Raw genomic sequence first — 14,406 nt, 5'->3', positions numbered from 1 at the left:
CGATATGTCGGGACTTTGGGATCCTCAGCGGCGGCGCAGGCCGAAACCGGCGACGGCGGCGAGCCCGAGACCGGCGAGGGAGACCAGGCGGCGGTGCTGCGACATCCACAGCTGCAGGCTGCGGCCGCGCGACCGCCGGTCGAAGCCGCCGTGCGCTCCGTAGTCCTTGTCCTCGTCCGCCGGTTCCCACAGGTTCGAGATCCCGGTCGGCGCCTTGTCACCGGTGAGCTGCGACTTCACCCCGGTCCTCGCGAGGTAGCGGTCGAGCAGGGCGGGCACCGCCCGCTGACCCAGGATCGTGGCCGCGGTCATCCCGCCGACCCAGTACTCCTTGCGCTCCGGATGCTCGGCGGCGTAGACGAGCGCGTCGGCGGCCACCTCCGGCTGGTAGATCGGCGGCACCGGCTGCGCGTGCCTCCGCATCCGGTTCAGCCCCCAGTCGAACTGCGGGGTGTTGAGCGCCGGGAGCTGCACCACTGTGATCTTGACGCCCGAGTCCTCGGCGAGCAGCTCCGTCCGCACCGACTCGGTGAACCCGACGATCGCGTGCTTGGCGCCGCAGTACGCCGACTGCAGCGGGATCGACCGGTAGGCCAGGGCCGAGCCCGCCTGCACGATGACGCCCTTGTCACGCGGCTTCATCAGCTCCAGGGCCACCCGGGTGCCCCAGACGTAGCCGAGATAGGTCACCTTGGTCTCGCGCTCGTACTCCTCGGGAGTGATCTCCAGGAACGGCGCGAACACCGTCGTGAACGCGATGTTGATCCACACGTCGATCGGGCCCAGCTCAGCCTCGGCCCGCTGGGCGGCCTGGCGGACCTGGTCGTAGTCGGAGACGTCCGCGGCGAAGGTCTTCCCGGTGCCGCCCTCGGCCCCGACGTCCACGGCGGCGCCGGCGAGGCCGGCCTCTCCACGTGCGATGAGCGCGACCTTCGCGCCTTCCGCTCCAAGCTGCCGGACCACCGCGCGGCCCACCCCGCCGCTCGCGCCGGTCACCACGACGACCTTGTCCTTCAGGCTCACCTCGTCATCCTCTCGATTGCGGCCCGCCGCCGAGCCTCTTCTGCCTGCGTACGGCGAACGCCATGTAGATCCCGATGATCGCCATGATCGCCACGACGATCCCGGTCAGCACCCAGATGCGCCCGACGAAGGAGAGCACCAGAACGGCGAAACAGAAGACCAGGGCGAACGACGCGATACGGACGTGGATCACGTCCATCGGCGTCCCCTCCACCATGGGCTTGCCGGTCGGCGAACGTTGTTCTTCGGTCATGGAGGCCCCTCTACCCTCGAATCCGGTTCACTATCGCCGTGGTGGAGCGGTCCGGGACGTAACCGAGCACCCGCACCTGCCCGCCCAGCTCCCTGACCAGCTCCGCCTCGGGCAGCAGGTCGGGGTGGTAGTCGCCGCCCTTGACGTACACCTCCGGCCGGACCAGCCGCAGCAGCTCGGTGGGGCTGTCCTCGTCGAAGACGGTGATGTAGTCCACGCAGCCCATCGCCGCGAGCACCGCCACCCGGTCCTCGCACCGGTTGATCGGGCGCTGCGGCCCCTTCAGCCGGGCCACGCCGTCGTCGCTGTTGACCGCGACGACCAGCACGTCGCCGAGCCGGGCCGCCTCCTCAAGGCAGGCGACGTGGCCGCGGTGCAGCACGTCGAAGCAGCCGTTGGTGAAGACGATCCGCCTGCCCTCGGCGCGGTCGCGCTCCAGGCACGCGGCCAGCCGATCGGGCGGCAGCGCGATGTCGGGGCGCAGCGCCCGCAGCAGGTCCTCGTGGGAGCAGGCGGCCGTCCCCTGACGGCGCACCACCACGCTCGCCGCCGCCTGGCCGATGTCGGCGGCGCGCTCGGGCTCCGCGCCCGCCGCCAGGGCGAGCGAGAACGCCGCCGTGAAGGTGTCGCCCGCGCCGATGCTCATCGTGTCGGGCGCGGCGGTCGCGTACGTGCGGTGCGGCTGCCTGCCGCGCCGGTGCAGCAGCGTGCCCTCGCCGTCCAGCGTGGTGACCACGAGGCCGGCGCCGGTGGCCTCGACGAGGTCCTCCGAGCGTGCGGACAGGAACGCGACCCGGTCGTGGTCGTCCCCCTCGCCCAGCAGCCGCCGCACCTCGGCGTAGTTAGGCAGCACGGCCGTCGGCCGGCAGTCCCGCCAGGCGGCCACGTCGTGGGCGTCCACCACGAGGATCGGCGCGCGGCGCGATCCCTCGCTCCGGTCGATGCTCAGGTCGCACAGCACCCGGCGGACGTTCGGGGTGCACACCCCGCCGCCGTAGTCGCAGGCGACGATGACGTCCGCGTCCGCCGCGAGCCGGGTGATCTGCTCGATGAGCTCGCGCTCGGCCGCCTCCGGCAGCGGCGCCTCGTCCTCCTCGTCGTACCGCGCCACGATCTGGCCGTCGGTCAGCACCCGCCGCTTGACCGAGGTCCGCCAGCTCCGCACGATGACCAGGCCCTCGATGTCGAGTCGTCCCAGGGTCGCGTTGAGCGTCGCCCCGGCGGGGTCGGCGCCGGTGATCCCCACCATGTGGACCCGTGCGCCCAGGGCGGCCAGGTTCACGGCCGTGTTGGCGGCCCCGCCCGGCTGATCCTCGATCTGCTCGACGGTCACCACCGGCACCGGGGCCTCCTGGGCCATGCGCTTCGTGTGGCCCCGCAGCCACGAGTCGAGCATCACGTCCCCGACGACGACGGCTGTGACTTCACCGAAACGGTTGAGCGTCTCTTCCGTCATACTTCGGCGGCTACCCCCGCAGACGCAGGGGAAACAACGGGCACGGCAGGCCCGGCCGTCCGGTTTGGGGCCGCCGCACCGGGGTAACCGGGATCAGACGTCGCGCCACACGAGTGTTCCGCCGGTGGTCGGCCGGCGGGCCGGACGAATGGGGGGTGTCCTGCCCATGAGTGCGCTGCTCGTCGAAGGAGTCGAGCGGATCGCCGTGCTGAGGGCGAACGCGCTGGGCGACCTGCTGCTGGCACTGCCCGCCATCGAGGCGCTCAGGCGGGCGTATCCCGCCGCCAGGATCACTCTGCTCGGCCGCGAATGGCACGCGCGGTTCATGCGTGGCCGCCCGGGACCGGTGGACGAGGTGGTGGCGTTGCCGCCCATCTCCGGCGTCTCCTCCCCGCCCGACGGGAGCGCCGCCCCCGAGGAGCTGTTCGAGGACCTGCGCCGGCGCAGGTTCGACCTGGCCGTCCAGATGCACGGCGGCGGACGCGACTCCAATCCGTTCATCAGCCGCCTCGGCGCGCGGGTGACGGCCGGCCTGCGCGCCCCCGACGCCGCGCCGCTCGACCGCTGGGTGCCCTACGTCCACTACCAGCACGAGACCCTGCGCTACCTGGAGGTGGCCGGGCTGCTCGGCGCGGCCACCAACGAGATCGAGCCGAGGATCGCGGTCGTCAGGGAGGACTGGGCCGAGCTGAACCGCACGCTCGGCAAGGTGCCCCGGGGGCTGGTGGCGATCCACCCGGGCGCGGGGGACCGGCGCAGGAGATGGCCGCCGGAGCGCTTCGCCGAGGTCGCCGACCGCCTCGGACGGCCGGTGGTGGTGACCGGCGTGGAGGAGGAGCGGGAGGTCGTCGAGAAGGTCGTCGCGCAGATGCAGACTCCGGCCAAGGCCGTCGTCGGCGAGCTGTCCCTCGGGGGGCTCACCGCGTTGTACGCCGCCTGCGACCTGCTCGTCTCCAACGACACCGGGCCGCGCCACCTGGCGGCGGCGACCGGCACGCCGACGGTGGGGATCTACTGGTGCGGCAACATGATCAACTGGGGTCCGCTGAGCAGGGGACACCAGCGGCCGCTGATCTCCTGGACATCCGGCTGCCCGATCTGCGGGCTCCCCGCATGGTCCGAGGGCATGCGCGAGTGCGGCCACCGGGACGTCTCGTGGGTGGGCGACGTGAGCGTGGACGACGTGCTCGAACAGGCGTGGGACCTGCTGCGATGAGCACCGTGGCGATGAGCACCGTGGCGGAGAAGGCGAAGGTCTTCGAGGCACCGCCCGTCGACCTGCGGCCGAGCGACCCGGGCGAGCCGGGCATCCGGCGCAGGCGCCGCGGACGCGGGTTCAGCTACCTGTGGGCCTCCGGGCGGCCCGTCAAGGACCGCGCCACCCTGAACCGGATCAAGTCCCTCGCGATTCCCCCGGCCTGGACCGACGTGTGGATCTGCGCCCATCCGAACGGCCACCTCCAGGCCGTGGGCACCGACTCGGCGGGCCGGCGGCAGTACCGCTACCACGACGAGTGGCGCAGGCAGCAGGACGAGGCCAAGTTCGACCACGTGCTGGAGATCGCCCGGCGGCTCCCCGCGTTCCGGCAGCGGGTCACCCGCGACCTGCGCGGTGACGAGCTGAGCCGCGAGCGCGTGCTGGCCACCGCCGCGCGCATGCTCGACATCGGCTTCTTCCGCGTCGGCGGGGAGGAGTACACCGACTCCTACGGCCTGGCCACGCTGAAGACGTCGCACGTGAAGTGTGGTGACGGCGAGGTCGTGTGCCGCTACCTGGCCAAGGGCCGCAAGGAGCGGGAGCAGGTGCTGGCCGACGCCGACGTGTGCGAGGTGCTGACGGTGCTGTCGAAGGGGCGCAGGGGCGAGCTGCTGCGCTACCGCGCCGACGGCGGCTGGGTGGACGTGCGCAGCGCCGACATCAACGCCTACCTGAAGGAGGCATTCGGCACGGAGGTCTCGGCCAAGGACTTCCGCACCTGGCACGCCACGGTTCTGGCGGCCGTCGGGCTCGCCGTCTCCCGCCCCGTACGCAGCGGCGCGGGGCGCAGGCGGGCGGTCTCCAGGGTGATGAAGGAGGTGTCGGAGTACCTGGGCAACACGCCGTCGGTCTGCCGCGCCTCCTATGTCGATCCGCGCATCGTGGCGCTGTACGAGAAGGGACGGACGATCCCCCTCGAACGGCTGGGTGAGGACACCGGCGAGGGCCGGCTCGCCACCCACGGGCCGGTCGAGGAGGCGGTCATCGAACTCCTGCGCCGAGGGCCCGCACGGCGGCGTTGACCACGCTGGAGGCCGGGACCGCGGCGTCCAGGGGGACGGAGCCGCCCACCTCGTGCAGGATCGGGTGCCGTCCGTCCGCCGTGGACACGAGCACCGAGGGCGTCCGGTAGGCGGCGGCGAGCCGCGTCATCGCGGCGTCGCCGCTGATGACCAGCCGGGCCCCGGCGACCAGCGCGCACAGCTCCCGGAGCGAGGTGCGGCCCGCGAGCACGATCTGCGGCGGCAGCACCGCCCGGGTCGCCACGAGCAGGGCCATCGGCCGCTCCCGAGAGCTGCCGCTGATCACGACGGGCAGGCCCTCGTCCGTGAGCGTCCGGGCCACCTCGGCGAACCGATCGGCGGGCCAGCGCAGCGACGTGCCGCCCGCGCCGGGGTGGATCACGACGGCCCCCGGCGCGGGACTCGCGATCAGGGGAGTGGGCAGCGCCGAATCCTCCGGATCGGCCGGCACGCCGTGCCACTGGAGCAGCCGGCACCACCGCAGCACCTCGTTCTCACCCGGGTCCCACCACGGCCCCCTGATCCAGGGAACGTCCGGGTTGGCGTACGCCCACAGTCGCCTCCTTCCCTCACCCCGATAGCGCAGGTTCAGCAGGACGCGGTGGCTGCGCGGCCCGCGGCCGTGCAGGTTGACGCCGAGGTCCGGCAGGAGCGGCGGGTGATCGGCGTCCTCCTCGCCGGGCCCGGGCCACGACAGCGGCGCGAGCCCGTACGCGGGCAGGATCCGGTCGACCGCGCCGGTCAGCGCGGCGAGCTCGCTGAGCTCCGGCGGGCAGGCCAGGACGACGCGCAGCCCGTGCCGGCGCAGGGCGCGCAGCGCGGGCACCACGGTGAGCAGGCCCCCGATGCCGTCAGAGCGCAGCACGAGGGCCGTCGACGTCACCGGCTCACCTCGGAGACGGGCAGGATCAAGAGGCCCTCCTTTCCAGCTCCCGGGTGCACAGAACCCGGTCGTAGGCGGCCAGGGTCTCGGCGGCGATGCGGCTCCAGGCGTACCTCGCGCGGGCCCGGTCGGCCCCCGCGATGCCGTACGCGGTGCGCCGCACCCGGTCGTCGAGCAGCTTGCGCAGCGCCTTGGCCAGCACGACGGGTTTGCGGGGCGGCACGAGAAGCCCGGTCACAGTGTTGACCACCGTCTCCTTCTGACCGCCGACCGCCGAGGCGACGACCGGGACGCCGCAGGCCATCGCCTCGAGCGCCACCATCCCGAACGGCTCATACCACGGCACGGACACGACGGCGGTGGCCGAGCGCATCAGCGAGGGCAGCGTGTCACGCTCGACCCGGCCGAGGAAGCGGATCCGGTCGGAGACGCCCGCCTGGGCCGCGAGCCAGCGCAGCCGGGTGACCTCGGGGTCGTGGTGCAGCTCGGCCGCCGGGGGACCGCCCGCGATGACCAGCTCGGCGTCCCGCAGGTGCTGCAGCGCCCTGATGGTGGTCTCCAGGCCCTTGCGCGGTACGAGCCGGCCGACCGACAGCAGGCGCGGGCGCTCCGGCCGCTCCAGCGGCTCGACGTGGGGGTGGAAGGCGGTGACGTCCACTCCGCAGGGGACGACCCGGGTCGCGCGGCGCGGCACGCGCATGCGGATCAGCTCGTCGACCTCGTCGTTGCAGGTCGCGATGACGCCGTCGACGCGCCGCCCGATCTCGGCCTCGGCCTCGATGCGGTCCCGCGGGCTGGTGTCCGCCGGCCCCTGGTGACGCCGCTTGACGCTGCCGAGGGCGTGGTAGGTGTGGACGACCGGGATGCGCAGCTTCTCCGCCGCGGCGAGCGCGGCCAGCCCGCTCATCCAGAAGTGGCTGTGCACGATGTCCGGCCGGTCGAACAGCCACCGGTCGTGCAGCCACTTCCCGAACTGCGGGATCCAGGGAAGGATCTCGTCCTTGGAGATCTCGGAGGCGGGGCCGACGGGGACGTGGACGACGACCACACCCGGGCCGAAGGCGACGGTTTCCGGCAGGCCCTCGCGGTCCTTGCGGGTGTAGACGGTGACCTCGTGACCGGCGCCGGCGAGCTCCCGGGCGAGGGCGGCGACGTGCACGTTCTGGCCGCCGGCGTCGACACCGCCGAGGGTGGCGAGTGGGCTGGCGTGCTCCGAGACCATGGCGATCTTCACTGGGGGTTCCTCCAAGAGCGGCAGTGGCGAGTACCCGGCTCGGGGATCAGGGAGTCGAGGTGTGCGGGCCCGGCGATGGGGACGGCGGCGGGTCGCGGCGTGCGGGAGCAGCCGGCGCGAAGGCGGTCGCGCCGGCTTCCGGCGGCGGCCCGCGGGGGACGGGCGGCGAGATGGGGGCCGGTGGAGGCAGTGCCCGTGAGGGAGGTGGGGAAAGAGATGCCGCCGGTGCCCGGGGCGCTCCGGTCAGGCTGGGGGGAAATCCGGTGACACGTTCTCAAGACGCTCCTCCGTCACGGCATGCTCACGCCGAGGAGGTACCTGCGTCTTAGGCACCGGAATCTCAATAACCATATCCACCCTCGCGCCGGTCAAACCAGTGGTTTCGCTTGGAAAGGGCCGGGCAGCGCTAGGCATACGGAACCGAGGGGGACACGAGGGGAAGAGATGGAGACGCCGCACTATGTCGCGGCCCGCGTGCAGCGGGCTCTCGCGGAGGACGACCGGACCACCGAACTGGGCATTCGGGTGGATGTGCGAGGAGAAGAGGTCTACCTGCGCGGGGAGGTCTCCTGTGACGAGCGGCGGCACCAGATCGAGAACGTCGCCCGCGAGGCGACTCCGGGCCTGCGCGTGCACAACGAGATCACCTTGGTGGAGGTGCGGGAGCCGGGAGAGGAGGAGCATCTGTGAGGGAGATGCGGATCGCCGCCGTCGCGGACATCCATCTGGGCGAGGACCTGCGCGGCCACTATCGCAAGAAGATCGAGGGCATCGAGCGCCGTGCTGACGTGCTGCTGGTGGGAGGCGACCTGACCAGGCACGGCACGATCTCCGAGGCCCGGGTGGTCGCCGAGGAGCTGAGCGGCCTGCCCATCCCCGTCGTCGCCGTGCTCGGCAACCACGACTACCACTCCGACCGGAACGAGGAGATCGTCGATCTCCTCCGCGACGCCGGCATCACCGTCCTCGACGACGAGGGCGCGGTCGTCCCCATCGACGGCGTACGGCTCGGAGTCGCCGGCGGCAAGGGCTTCGGCGGCGGTTTCGCGGGAAAGTGCGCCAGCGAGTTCGGCGAGCCGGAGACCAAGGCGTTCGTCCGGCACACGAAGGAGATCGCCGAGCGGTGGCGGCGGGCGCTCAAGGAGCTGGACGCCGACCACAAGATCGTGCTCAGCCATTACTCGCCTGTGAAGGACACGCTGATGGGCGAGCCGCCGGAAATCTATCCGTTCCTCGGCAGTTACATGCTGGCGGAGGCGGCCGACGCCGAGGGCGCCGATCTTTTCATTCACGGTCACGCGCACGCCGGCACGGAAAAGGGCGTCACTCCCGGAGGTATCCGGGTGCGTAATGTCGCCCTTCCGGTCATCAAGCACGCCTACACCGTTTACTGCCTGAACGGCGACCATTGCTGATTCGCTGTTCCGATGCGGTTCCGATGTTGTTGCCATCGAGACGGCGACCGGCTCTTCGGCCGGTCGCCGTCTCGATGTCCGCGATCAGCGTGGATGAGGTTGCGACTAGTGGGTGAGGTTGCGACTAGGGATTGAAGATGCTGACGCCCCCGGGGCCGACGAGGAATCCGAGGACGATGAGGACGATCCCCCAGAGGATGTCCCGACGGGCCAGGATGACGTAGATCCCGGCGATGACCAGTACCACGGCGATGATCCAAAGCAGAGTAGCCATGGCCCTCCACTGCCCCTGCGAAGGGTCTCGTAACATCACCGAGCCCTGGCCTCGATCGAATTTGCTCCTCACGCACCTATCGTTACGTTTGCTTGACAATATCCGGGCATCTGGTGATACATGACCACTTTCGGATATTTCCTTTCCAGCGAGGAGCACGACCCCAAGGAGTTGGTACGTCAGGCGAAACTCGCCGAGGAAGCCGGCTTCGAGGCGTTGTGGATCTCCGACCACTTTCACCCGTGGCTGGACGAGCAGGGCGAGAGCTCGTTCGTGTGGTCCGTCATCGGAGCGATCTCGCAGGCCACGTCGCTGCCGGTGACCACCGCGGTCACCTGCCCCCTCATCCGCATCCACCCGGCGATCATCGCCCAGGCCGCGGCGACGGCCCAGATCCTGCTGGACGGCAGGTTCCGCCTGGGGGTCGGCACCGGCGAGGCGCTGAACGAGCACATCCTGGGGGACCAGTGGCCCCCGGCCGAGGAGCGCCAGCGCATGCTGGAGGAGGCCGTCGACGTCATCCGGGAGCTGTGGACGGGCGAACTGGTGACCCACCACGGCGAGTTCTACGAGGTGGACACGGCCCGGCTGTACTCGCTGCCCGACCGGCCCCCGCCGATCTACATCTCGGGCTTCGGGCCCAAGTCCGTCGATCTCGCGGGACGGCTCGGCGACGGCTACATCCACACGGCGCCCGCCGCCGACATGGTCGAGGCGTTCCACAAGGCGGGCGGCGAGGGCAAGCCGTGCGCGGCCGGGCTGAAGGTGTGCTGGGCGCACGAGGAGGCCGATGCGCGCAGGACCGTCCACAGGCTCTGGCCCAACCAGGGGATCCCGGGCGAGGCCGCCCAGCTCCTGCCGCTGCCGCGGCACTTCGAGCAGCTCTCACAGCTCGTCACGGAGGAGGCCGCCACCCAGTCGACGCCCTGCGGGCCCTCGCCGGACGCGCACCTGAACGCGATCCGGGCGTACGTGGACGCCGGTTTCGACGAGGTCTACATCTCCCAGATCGGCGAGGAGCAGGAGGGGTTCTTCGAGTTCTACTCGACGCAGATCCTGCCGCGCCTGCGGGAACGGCGCTGACACGACGAGAGCGCGGCCGCGGGCACCGCGGTCGCGCTCTTCTTGTTTTCTAGTCGTTCTCGTTCTTGACCAGGCGCAGCGACAGGAGCGGCTGGACGAACCACAGCCAGGCGCACAGCAGTGCCACGCCCGCGCCGACCAGCGCGGCGGGCGCGGGGCTGGTCAGCGCGTCCAGAACCAGGGCGGTGGAGCAGGTCATGGATACGGCCAGGGCCAGCCCGCCGGCCACGCCCAGCCGGTTGGCCCGGTGCAGCAGCAGCTCCTTGAGCCCCGACCGGAACAGGATCCGGTGCTGCGTCGCCGGGGCGATCGTGCAGATCGACGCCACCGCCGCGCTGACGACCGCCAGGTAGAACAGCCAGTTCCCGGTCATGTCGATCTTCCCGAAACCGGAGGAGAACGGCAGCGTCAGCAGGAACGCGAACAGCACCTGCACGCCCGTCGCGGCGACGCGCAGACCTTGCAGCAGCTCGCCGAGCTCGCGATCGACGCGCTCCTTCCGACTCTCGTCGGTGTTCTCCAGAGGCTCAAGGACCTCGCTCATTCCTCGGCCTTCTTTATAAGACGTGCGTACGCGAGCTGAAGCCAGTCGGAGATCGCCACGGCCGCCATGGTGGCCCCGGCCAGCCGGGTCAGTCGGGGAAAGAACACGGTGCCCGCCGCGTACCCCGTCGCGGTCCACTGGGACAGGCAGAACGGGCAGGTCAGCAGCTCGCCCACGGCGTGCTGCAGCCCGTGACCGCGGACCTTCTCCCTCAGCTCCGCCGGGCCGGAGAGGCCCTCGTAACGGGTGAAGGGAGCGCGGATGGGGCTGGTGACCGGGTCTTTCGCGAGCGTGCGCGAGAGCCGGTGGGTGAACAGCCCCATGAGCATGAGGTCCATCACCTTGATCTTCTCGGGGGCCTGGCGGCCCGTCAGCCTCGCCGCGGCGAGCAGCACCGTGACGGCCCCGCCGTACACCGCGAGAACCCGTGTGTACGAGGCCAGCGGACGGTTGTCCTCCCCCTCGTACTCGCGCTTGATCTCCTGAAGGGTCTCGGTCATGAGCGCGCCCTACCCGGGATTGTTTGCGGCGAACATGGCTGGGCAAGCGACGTGAGTGGGTAGTCACAGTCATGAAGTCACCGACGCGATTCTTGAGACGCTCAAGCGCGCCGGGGCCGGTCTCAAGGAGGCCGGGGTGCGGTTCGCCCTGGCCGGAGGCTGCGCCGGCTACGCGAGAGGCGCCGCGCCATCACTGCACGACGTCGACTTCGCTCTGGTCGAGGAAGACGTCCCGCTCGCGCTGAAAACCCTGGAGAGCCTGGGTTTCCGGACCGCGAAACCACCGGAGGACTGGCTGGTCAAGGCATTCGACGAGGAAGGGGTCCTGGTCGACCTGATCTTCTCGCTGGCCGACAGGCCCGTGACCGAGGCCATGATCGCCCGGGCACAGCCGATCAACACCGCCGCGTTGAGCCTGCCCGTCCTCGAAGCCACCGATCTCGTGATCTCCTGGATACTGCCGCTGTCCGAGCACACCTGCGACTACGGCTCGCTGCTGCCCATGGTCCGCGCCATGCGGGAGCAGGTGGACTGGGACCGGGTCGCCTCGGTCGCCGCGCCGTCGCCGTACGCCTCGACGTTTGTCACGCTCCTGGAGCGGTTGCACATCATCGCCCCGACGACGACCGGGCCGGACGGCACCTGGCCCTGACAGCCGGCCTCGTCCCGGTCCGTGCGGAGGAGGGGCCGGGCGGGGTCCGGCTCGCCGGCGTGGAGAGGGGCCGCCCCGTGCCGGCGCGGCCCCTTCCCTCATATCACTCGCAATGCCACTCGCATGTCACTCACATGGACGAAGTGCGGGGGAAACGCCCGTAGTACTCCCCGACACGGTCCCGGTAGCCCGGGTCGCTCATCGCCGTCTCGTGGAACTCCGGCGCGTTCTTGATCTCCTGTTTCGTCCGGCTGACGAAGATCTTGTTGTCCTGGAAGTCGATCCTCGTCACCACACTCGCGGGAAGCATGACCTTCTTGCCGAAGATCCACGGGCCCGTGTCCACGACGATGTAGCTCTGGCCGGCCTCGTAGGTGGCCTCGTCAACGGAGCCGATCTTCCCGTCCACGGCCTGTACGTCGTATCCGGCGATGTCCATCTGCTGTCCCGTGCCCGACACGGTGTCGGAATACGACCAGAGATCCGGTGTCATGGTGCACTCCCTTCGTCGTCACTCCACGTACCCGAAGGTGAGAAGGGGAACATCCCGGACACGTAAGGGCAGGACATGATCTGGCCGCGCGTCCTCCGCGACGACGAGCGCGCCGGTGGCGCGGAGCACCTCCGGATGCCGCTACTCTTGTGGTGCGGGCGCCGCTAGCTCAGTTGGTTAGAGCAGCTGACTCTTAATCAGCGGGTCCGGGGTTCGAGTCCCTGGCGGCGCACCACGAAGAAGGCCCAGGTTGGCATGGCTGACCTGGGTCTTTCGCGTCTCCGGCCGACGGGGCGGTCAGCGGGAGGTCTCGTACCAGTGGTAGGGGATCGACCAGTCCCAGTGCTCGGCCTCCTCCTGCTCGCGCGCCAGATCGGGCGCGTCGGGACCCCAGACCAGCGTGTAGGCGAGGCCGAACTGGGTGGCCCAGTACCGTCCAAGCCGTACGAATCCCCGCCCAAGTGCGAAGATCATCCGCTTCGCCAGCGCGAACACCATCGGGCACCACTCCTCGCGCGATCAGGCACGGCACCAATGTGGCCCAGATCACTTCGTATCCGGAAATAAAGATTTAATCTGGTCGAAAGCTCCAAGTAAATGCCCGGAGGGGTACGTTACTCGCCGCAGTCCGTCCGGTCGTACGCGTGACCATCCGGCGGGTGGATGTCGGTGGCGCCTTTCGAGATCGGTGAGACCCCCTGCGGGGCCTTCGGGGAACGCCGCCGCCTGCTCGATTTCGCCTGACCACTACTCCCGCCGGCCTGTGGATAACGTCACGGCGCAGGTGGCCGGGGCTGACAGAATCGCTCGCACAACCGACCGGGCGGCCGTCGAGGATCCCGGCGGTGCCGATCGGGGGAGGGCGAGCGGATGAGCGGCGCAGAGCGGGAGGGCGCGCGGCGGCGGTGGAGTCTCGGGCCGCCGGGAGGAGCCACTTGGAGCTTCCCCTGGTCGTCGTCGGGCTCTGCGGGACAGGCGGCCGAGGAAGTGGTGGCCGGACTGCTGTCCGCGGCGCTGGAGGCGCGGCGCCGTCGCGACGAGACCGAGTTCCGGCGCTGCGTGACGGTCCTCGCGCAGGGCCAGGGGCTGCGCCAGGTCGTGGACCGGGCCCTGCTCGACGCCCTGAACCGGCAGGTGACGCTCGCCTGGCACGGCGGCTGGCAGCCCGCCGACGTGGTCCGTCTCATGAGCCGGCGGTTGGAGGCTCGGCACGTCCGCCTCGTGACCGACGCCGTCGCGGCCGAGATGCGTGCCTACGCCGCGGCGACCGTGGACGACCGCTGGCTCGACCAGCTCGACGCGGTCGGCGCGACGGTGTGGTGGGGCCGCGACGAGGAGTTCCTCCGCGAGGACGGCGACCGGACCGCGATGGTCGCCTGCGCGCTTCGGGTGATCCATCTGCTGGCCACTCTGCCGCCGCTGGAGCGGCTGTGCCCCGTGCCCGGAGCGGCCCGCCGTACGCCCGGCGTCCGGAGCGGCGCCGTCGACGAGCGGATGCTCGCCCGGGTGCGGGCTCTGCTGGCCAAGGCGGAGTCGACCGAGTTCGAGGCGGAGGCCGAGACGTTCACCGCCGCGGCCCAGGCGCTGATGGCCCGGCACAGCATCGACGCGGCGCTGCTCGCCTCCCGGACGGCCGGACCGGGAGGAGCCGGCCTGCCGGAGGGACGCCGGCTGGGCGTCGACGCGCCCTACGAGGGCCCCAAGGCGATGCTGCTGGACGTCATCGCTTCGGCCAACCACTGCCGCTCGGTGTGGAGCCGGCACTTCGGGTTCGCCACCGTGCTCGGGTTCCCCGCGGATCTGGCCGCGGTGGAGGTGCTGTTCACCTCCCTGCTGGTGCAGGCCACGACCGCGTTGCGGCTGGCCGGATCCCGCCGGGACGGCTCCGGCCGTTCCCGCACGCGGTCGTTCCGGCAGTCGTTCCTCGCGGCGTACGCCCAGCGGATCGGCGAACGGCTGCGGGAGGCGGCGGGGGAGGCGGTGCGGGAGGCCGCCGCCGATGCCGGACGCGACCTGCTGCCGGTGCTGGCGGCCCGGGAACAGGCCGTCGAGGCGAGAGTCGAGGAGCTCTTCCCGACGCTGACCCTGATCGGCGCGGGCGCGGTCAGCAACCGGGAAGGCTGGATCTCCGGCCGTGCCGCCGCCGACCGGGCCGTCCTCGACGCCCGCGGGAAGATCGCGGGAGGCCGTTGACGCGGAGCCGATCTGGAGCCCCGGCACCTCCCGGAGCGGCCTTCACGGGTCGCGCAGGGCCGATCTTCCCGGCGCCCGCGCTTGGTTGAGGAGGCTTGGCTGAGGAGGCTCGGTCAGCATGCT

The 14,406-nt window shown here is 71.0% G+C and carries 17 protein-coding genes and 1 tRNA gene; 8 read left to right on the top strand and 10 right to left on the bottom strand.

The genetic code is table 11. The features are described from left to right. Nucleotides 1-24: 24 nt before the first annotated feature. Genes FLX07_RS17820 through rfaE2 form a run of 3 tightly spaced genes read right to left on the bottom strand, consistent with a single transcriptional unit; the run spans nucleotide 25 to nucleotide 2,732 of the window. Nucleotides 25-1,017, bottom strand: coding sequence for an SDR family oxidoreductase (locus FLX07_RS17820; protein WP_142572110.1), 993 nt, complete (start codon nucleotides 1,015-1,017; stop codon nucleotides 25-27). A 10-nt stretch (nucleotides 1,018-1,027) separates the two neighbouring features. Then, a complete protein-coding gene (locus FLX07_RS17815; RefSeq protein WP_142571939.1) occupies nucleotides 1,028-1,276 on the bottom strand; it encodes a hypothetical protein in 249 nt (82 codons plus the stop codon). 10 nt (nucleotides 1,277-1,286) lie between these two features. Continuing rightward, on the bottom strand, nucleotides 1,287-2,732 hold the full coding sequence (gene rfaE2 / locus FLX07_RS17810) for a D-glycero-beta-D-manno-heptose 1-phosphate adenylyltransferase (RefSeq protein ID WP_142571938.1): 1,446 nt from the start codon (nucleotides 2,730-2,732) through the stop codon (nucleotides 1,287-1,289). 166 nt (nucleotides 2,733-2,898) lie between these two features. On the opposite strand from rfaE2, the gene FLX07_RS17805 reads away from it, so the two are divergent. After that, nucleotides 2,899-3,948, top strand: coding sequence for a glycosyltransferase family 9 protein (locus tag FLX07_RS17805; protein WP_208762262.1), 1,050 nt, complete (start codon nucleotides 2,899-2,901; stop codon nucleotides 3,946-3,948). Then, on the top strand, nucleotides 3,945-5,012 hold the full coding sequence (locus tag FLX07_RS17800; RefSeq protein WP_223853545.1) for a DNA topoisomerase IB: 1,068 nt from the start codon (nucleotides 3,945-3,947) through the stop codon (nucleotides 5,010-5,012). The genes FLX07_RS17805 and FLX07_RS17800 overlap by 4 nt, the downstream gene beginning before the upstream one ends. Here FLX07_RS17800 and FLX07_RS17795 read toward each other — a convergent pair. Both FLX07_RS17795 and FLX07_RS17790 read right to left on the bottom strand, forming a co-directional pair. Further along, complete coding sequence (locus tag FLX07_RS17795) at nucleotides 4,972-5,895, bottom strand: glycosyltransferase family 9 protein (protein WP_142571936.1); 924 nt, start codon at nucleotides 5,893-5,895, stop codon at nucleotides 4,972-4,974. The two genes, FLX07_RS17800 and FLX07_RS17795, sit on opposite strands and share 41 nt — an antisense overlap. Before the next feature lie 25 nt (nucleotides 5,896-5,920). Then, entirely contained in the window at nucleotides 5,921-7,129 is a 1,209-nt protein-coding gene (locus tag FLX07_RS17790) for a glycosyltransferase (RefSeq protein ID WP_142571935.1), read from the bottom strand. Nucleotides 7,130-7,573: 444 nt separating this feature from the next. On the opposite strand from FLX07_RS17790, the gene FLX07_RS17785 reads away from it, so the two are divergent. Both FLX07_RS17785 and FLX07_RS17780 read left to right on the top strand, forming a co-directional pair. After that, nucleotides 7,574-7,819 (top strand): BON domain-containing protein, encoded by a 246-nt coding sequence (locus FLX07_RS17785; protein ID WP_142571934.1) that lies wholly within the window; start codon nucleotides 7,574-7,576, stop codon nucleotides 7,817-7,819. Between the two features lie 5 nt (nucleotides 7,820-7,824). Next, the gene (locus FLX07_RS17780; protein WP_142572108.1) at nucleotides 7,825-8,544 is read left to right on the top strand and encodes a metallophosphoesterase family protein; all 720 of its coding nucleotides are present in this window, start codon (nucleotides 7,825-7,827) and stop codon (nucleotides 8,542-8,544) included. A 124-nt stretch (nucleotides 8,545-8,668) separates the two neighbouring features. Here the strand turns inward: FLX07_RS17780 and FLX07_RS36500 are convergent, their stop codons facing one another. Continuing rightward, complete coding sequence (locus FLX07_RS36500) at nucleotides 8,669-8,818, bottom strand: GPGG-motif small membrane protein (RefSeq protein WP_167530303.1); 150 nt, start codon at nucleotides 8,816-8,818, stop codon at nucleotides 8,669-8,671. Nucleotides 8,819-8,938: 120 nt separating this feature from the next. Between FLX07_RS36500 and FLX07_RS17775 the strand changes: the two genes are divergently transcribed. Next, nucleotides 8,939-9,901 carry a TIGR03557 family F420-dependent LLM class oxidoreductase gene (locus FLX07_RS17775; RefSeq protein WP_142571933.1) on the top strand — a complete coding sequence of 321 codons (963 nt, stop codon included), beginning with the start codon at nucleotides 8,939-8,941 and terminating at the stop codon, nucleotides 9,899-9,901. A gap of 49 nt (nucleotides 9,902-9,950) precedes the next feature. Here FLX07_RS17775 and FLX07_RS17770 read toward each other — a convergent pair whose 3' ends face one another. Together FLX07_RS17770 and FLX07_RS17765 are read right to left on the bottom strand one after the other, a co-directional pair. Continuing rightward, nucleotides 9,951-10,445, bottom strand: a complete 495-nt coding sequence (locus FLX07_RS17770) for a DUF6328 family protein (RefSeq protein ID WP_142571932.1) — start codon at nucleotides 10,443-10,445, stop codon at nucleotides 9,951-9,953. Next, nucleotides 10,442-10,945: a DUF1360 domain-containing protein gene (locus FLX07_RS17765; RefSeq protein WP_142571931.1), complete on the bottom strand. Its 504-nt coding sequence runs from the start codon at nucleotides 10,943-10,945 to the stop codon at nucleotides 10,442-10,444. Before FLX07_RS17765 ends, FLX07_RS17770 begins: the two co-directional genes overlap by 4 nt. 55 nt (nucleotides 10,946-11,000) lie before the next feature. Here FLX07_RS17765 and FLX07_RS17760 point away from each other — a divergent pair, with 55 nt between their 5' ends. Continuing rightward, complete coding sequence (locus tag FLX07_RS17760; protein WP_142571930.1) at nucleotides 11,001-11,597, top strand: nucleotidyltransferase family protein; 597 nt, start codon at nucleotides 11,001-11,003, stop codon at nucleotides 11,595-11,597. Between the two features lie 130 nt (nucleotides 11,598-11,727). Here FLX07_RS17760 and FLX07_RS17755 read toward each other — a convergent pair whose 3' ends face one another. After that, nucleotides 11,728-12,090, bottom strand: coding sequence for a PRC-barrel domain containing protein (locus tag FLX07_RS17755; RefSeq protein ID WP_142571929.1), 363 nt, complete (start codon nucleotides 12,088-12,090; stop codon nucleotides 11,728-11,730). Between the two features lie 158 nt (nucleotides 12,091-12,248). Between FLX07_RS17755 and FLX07_RS17750 the strand changes: the two genes are divergently transcribed. After that, nucleotides 12,249-12,325: transfer RNA gene (locus FLX07_RS17750), tRNA-Lys, on the top strand. A gap of 62 nt (nucleotides 12,326-12,387) precedes the next feature. Here FLX07_RS17750 and FLX07_RS17745 read toward each other — a convergent pair. Continuing rightward, on the bottom strand, nucleotides 12,388-12,588 hold the full coding sequence (locus FLX07_RS17745) for a hypothetical protein (protein ID WP_142571928.1): 201 nt from the start codon (nucleotides 12,586-12,588) through the stop codon (nucleotides 12,388-12,390). Nucleotides 12,589-12,960: 372 nt separating this feature from the next. Between FLX07_RS17745 and FLX07_RS17740 the strand changes: the two genes are divergently transcribed. Continuing rightward, nucleotides 12,961-14,283, top strand: a complete 1,323-nt coding sequence (locus tag FLX07_RS17740; protein WP_142571927.1) for a DUF2786 domain-containing protein — start codon at nucleotides 12,961-12,963, stop codon at nucleotides 14,281-14,283. Nucleotides 14,284-14,406: the final 123 nt, after the last annotated feature.

The sequence above is a fragment of the Microbispora bryophytorum genome (assembly GCF_006874465.1).
In the GTDB taxonomy this organism is placed as follows: domain Bacteria; phylum Actinomycetota; class Actinomycetes; order Streptosporangiales; family Streptosporangiaceae; genus Microbispora; species Microbispora bryophytorum.
This window is presented reverse-complemented; position numbering and strand designations above follow the sequence as displayed.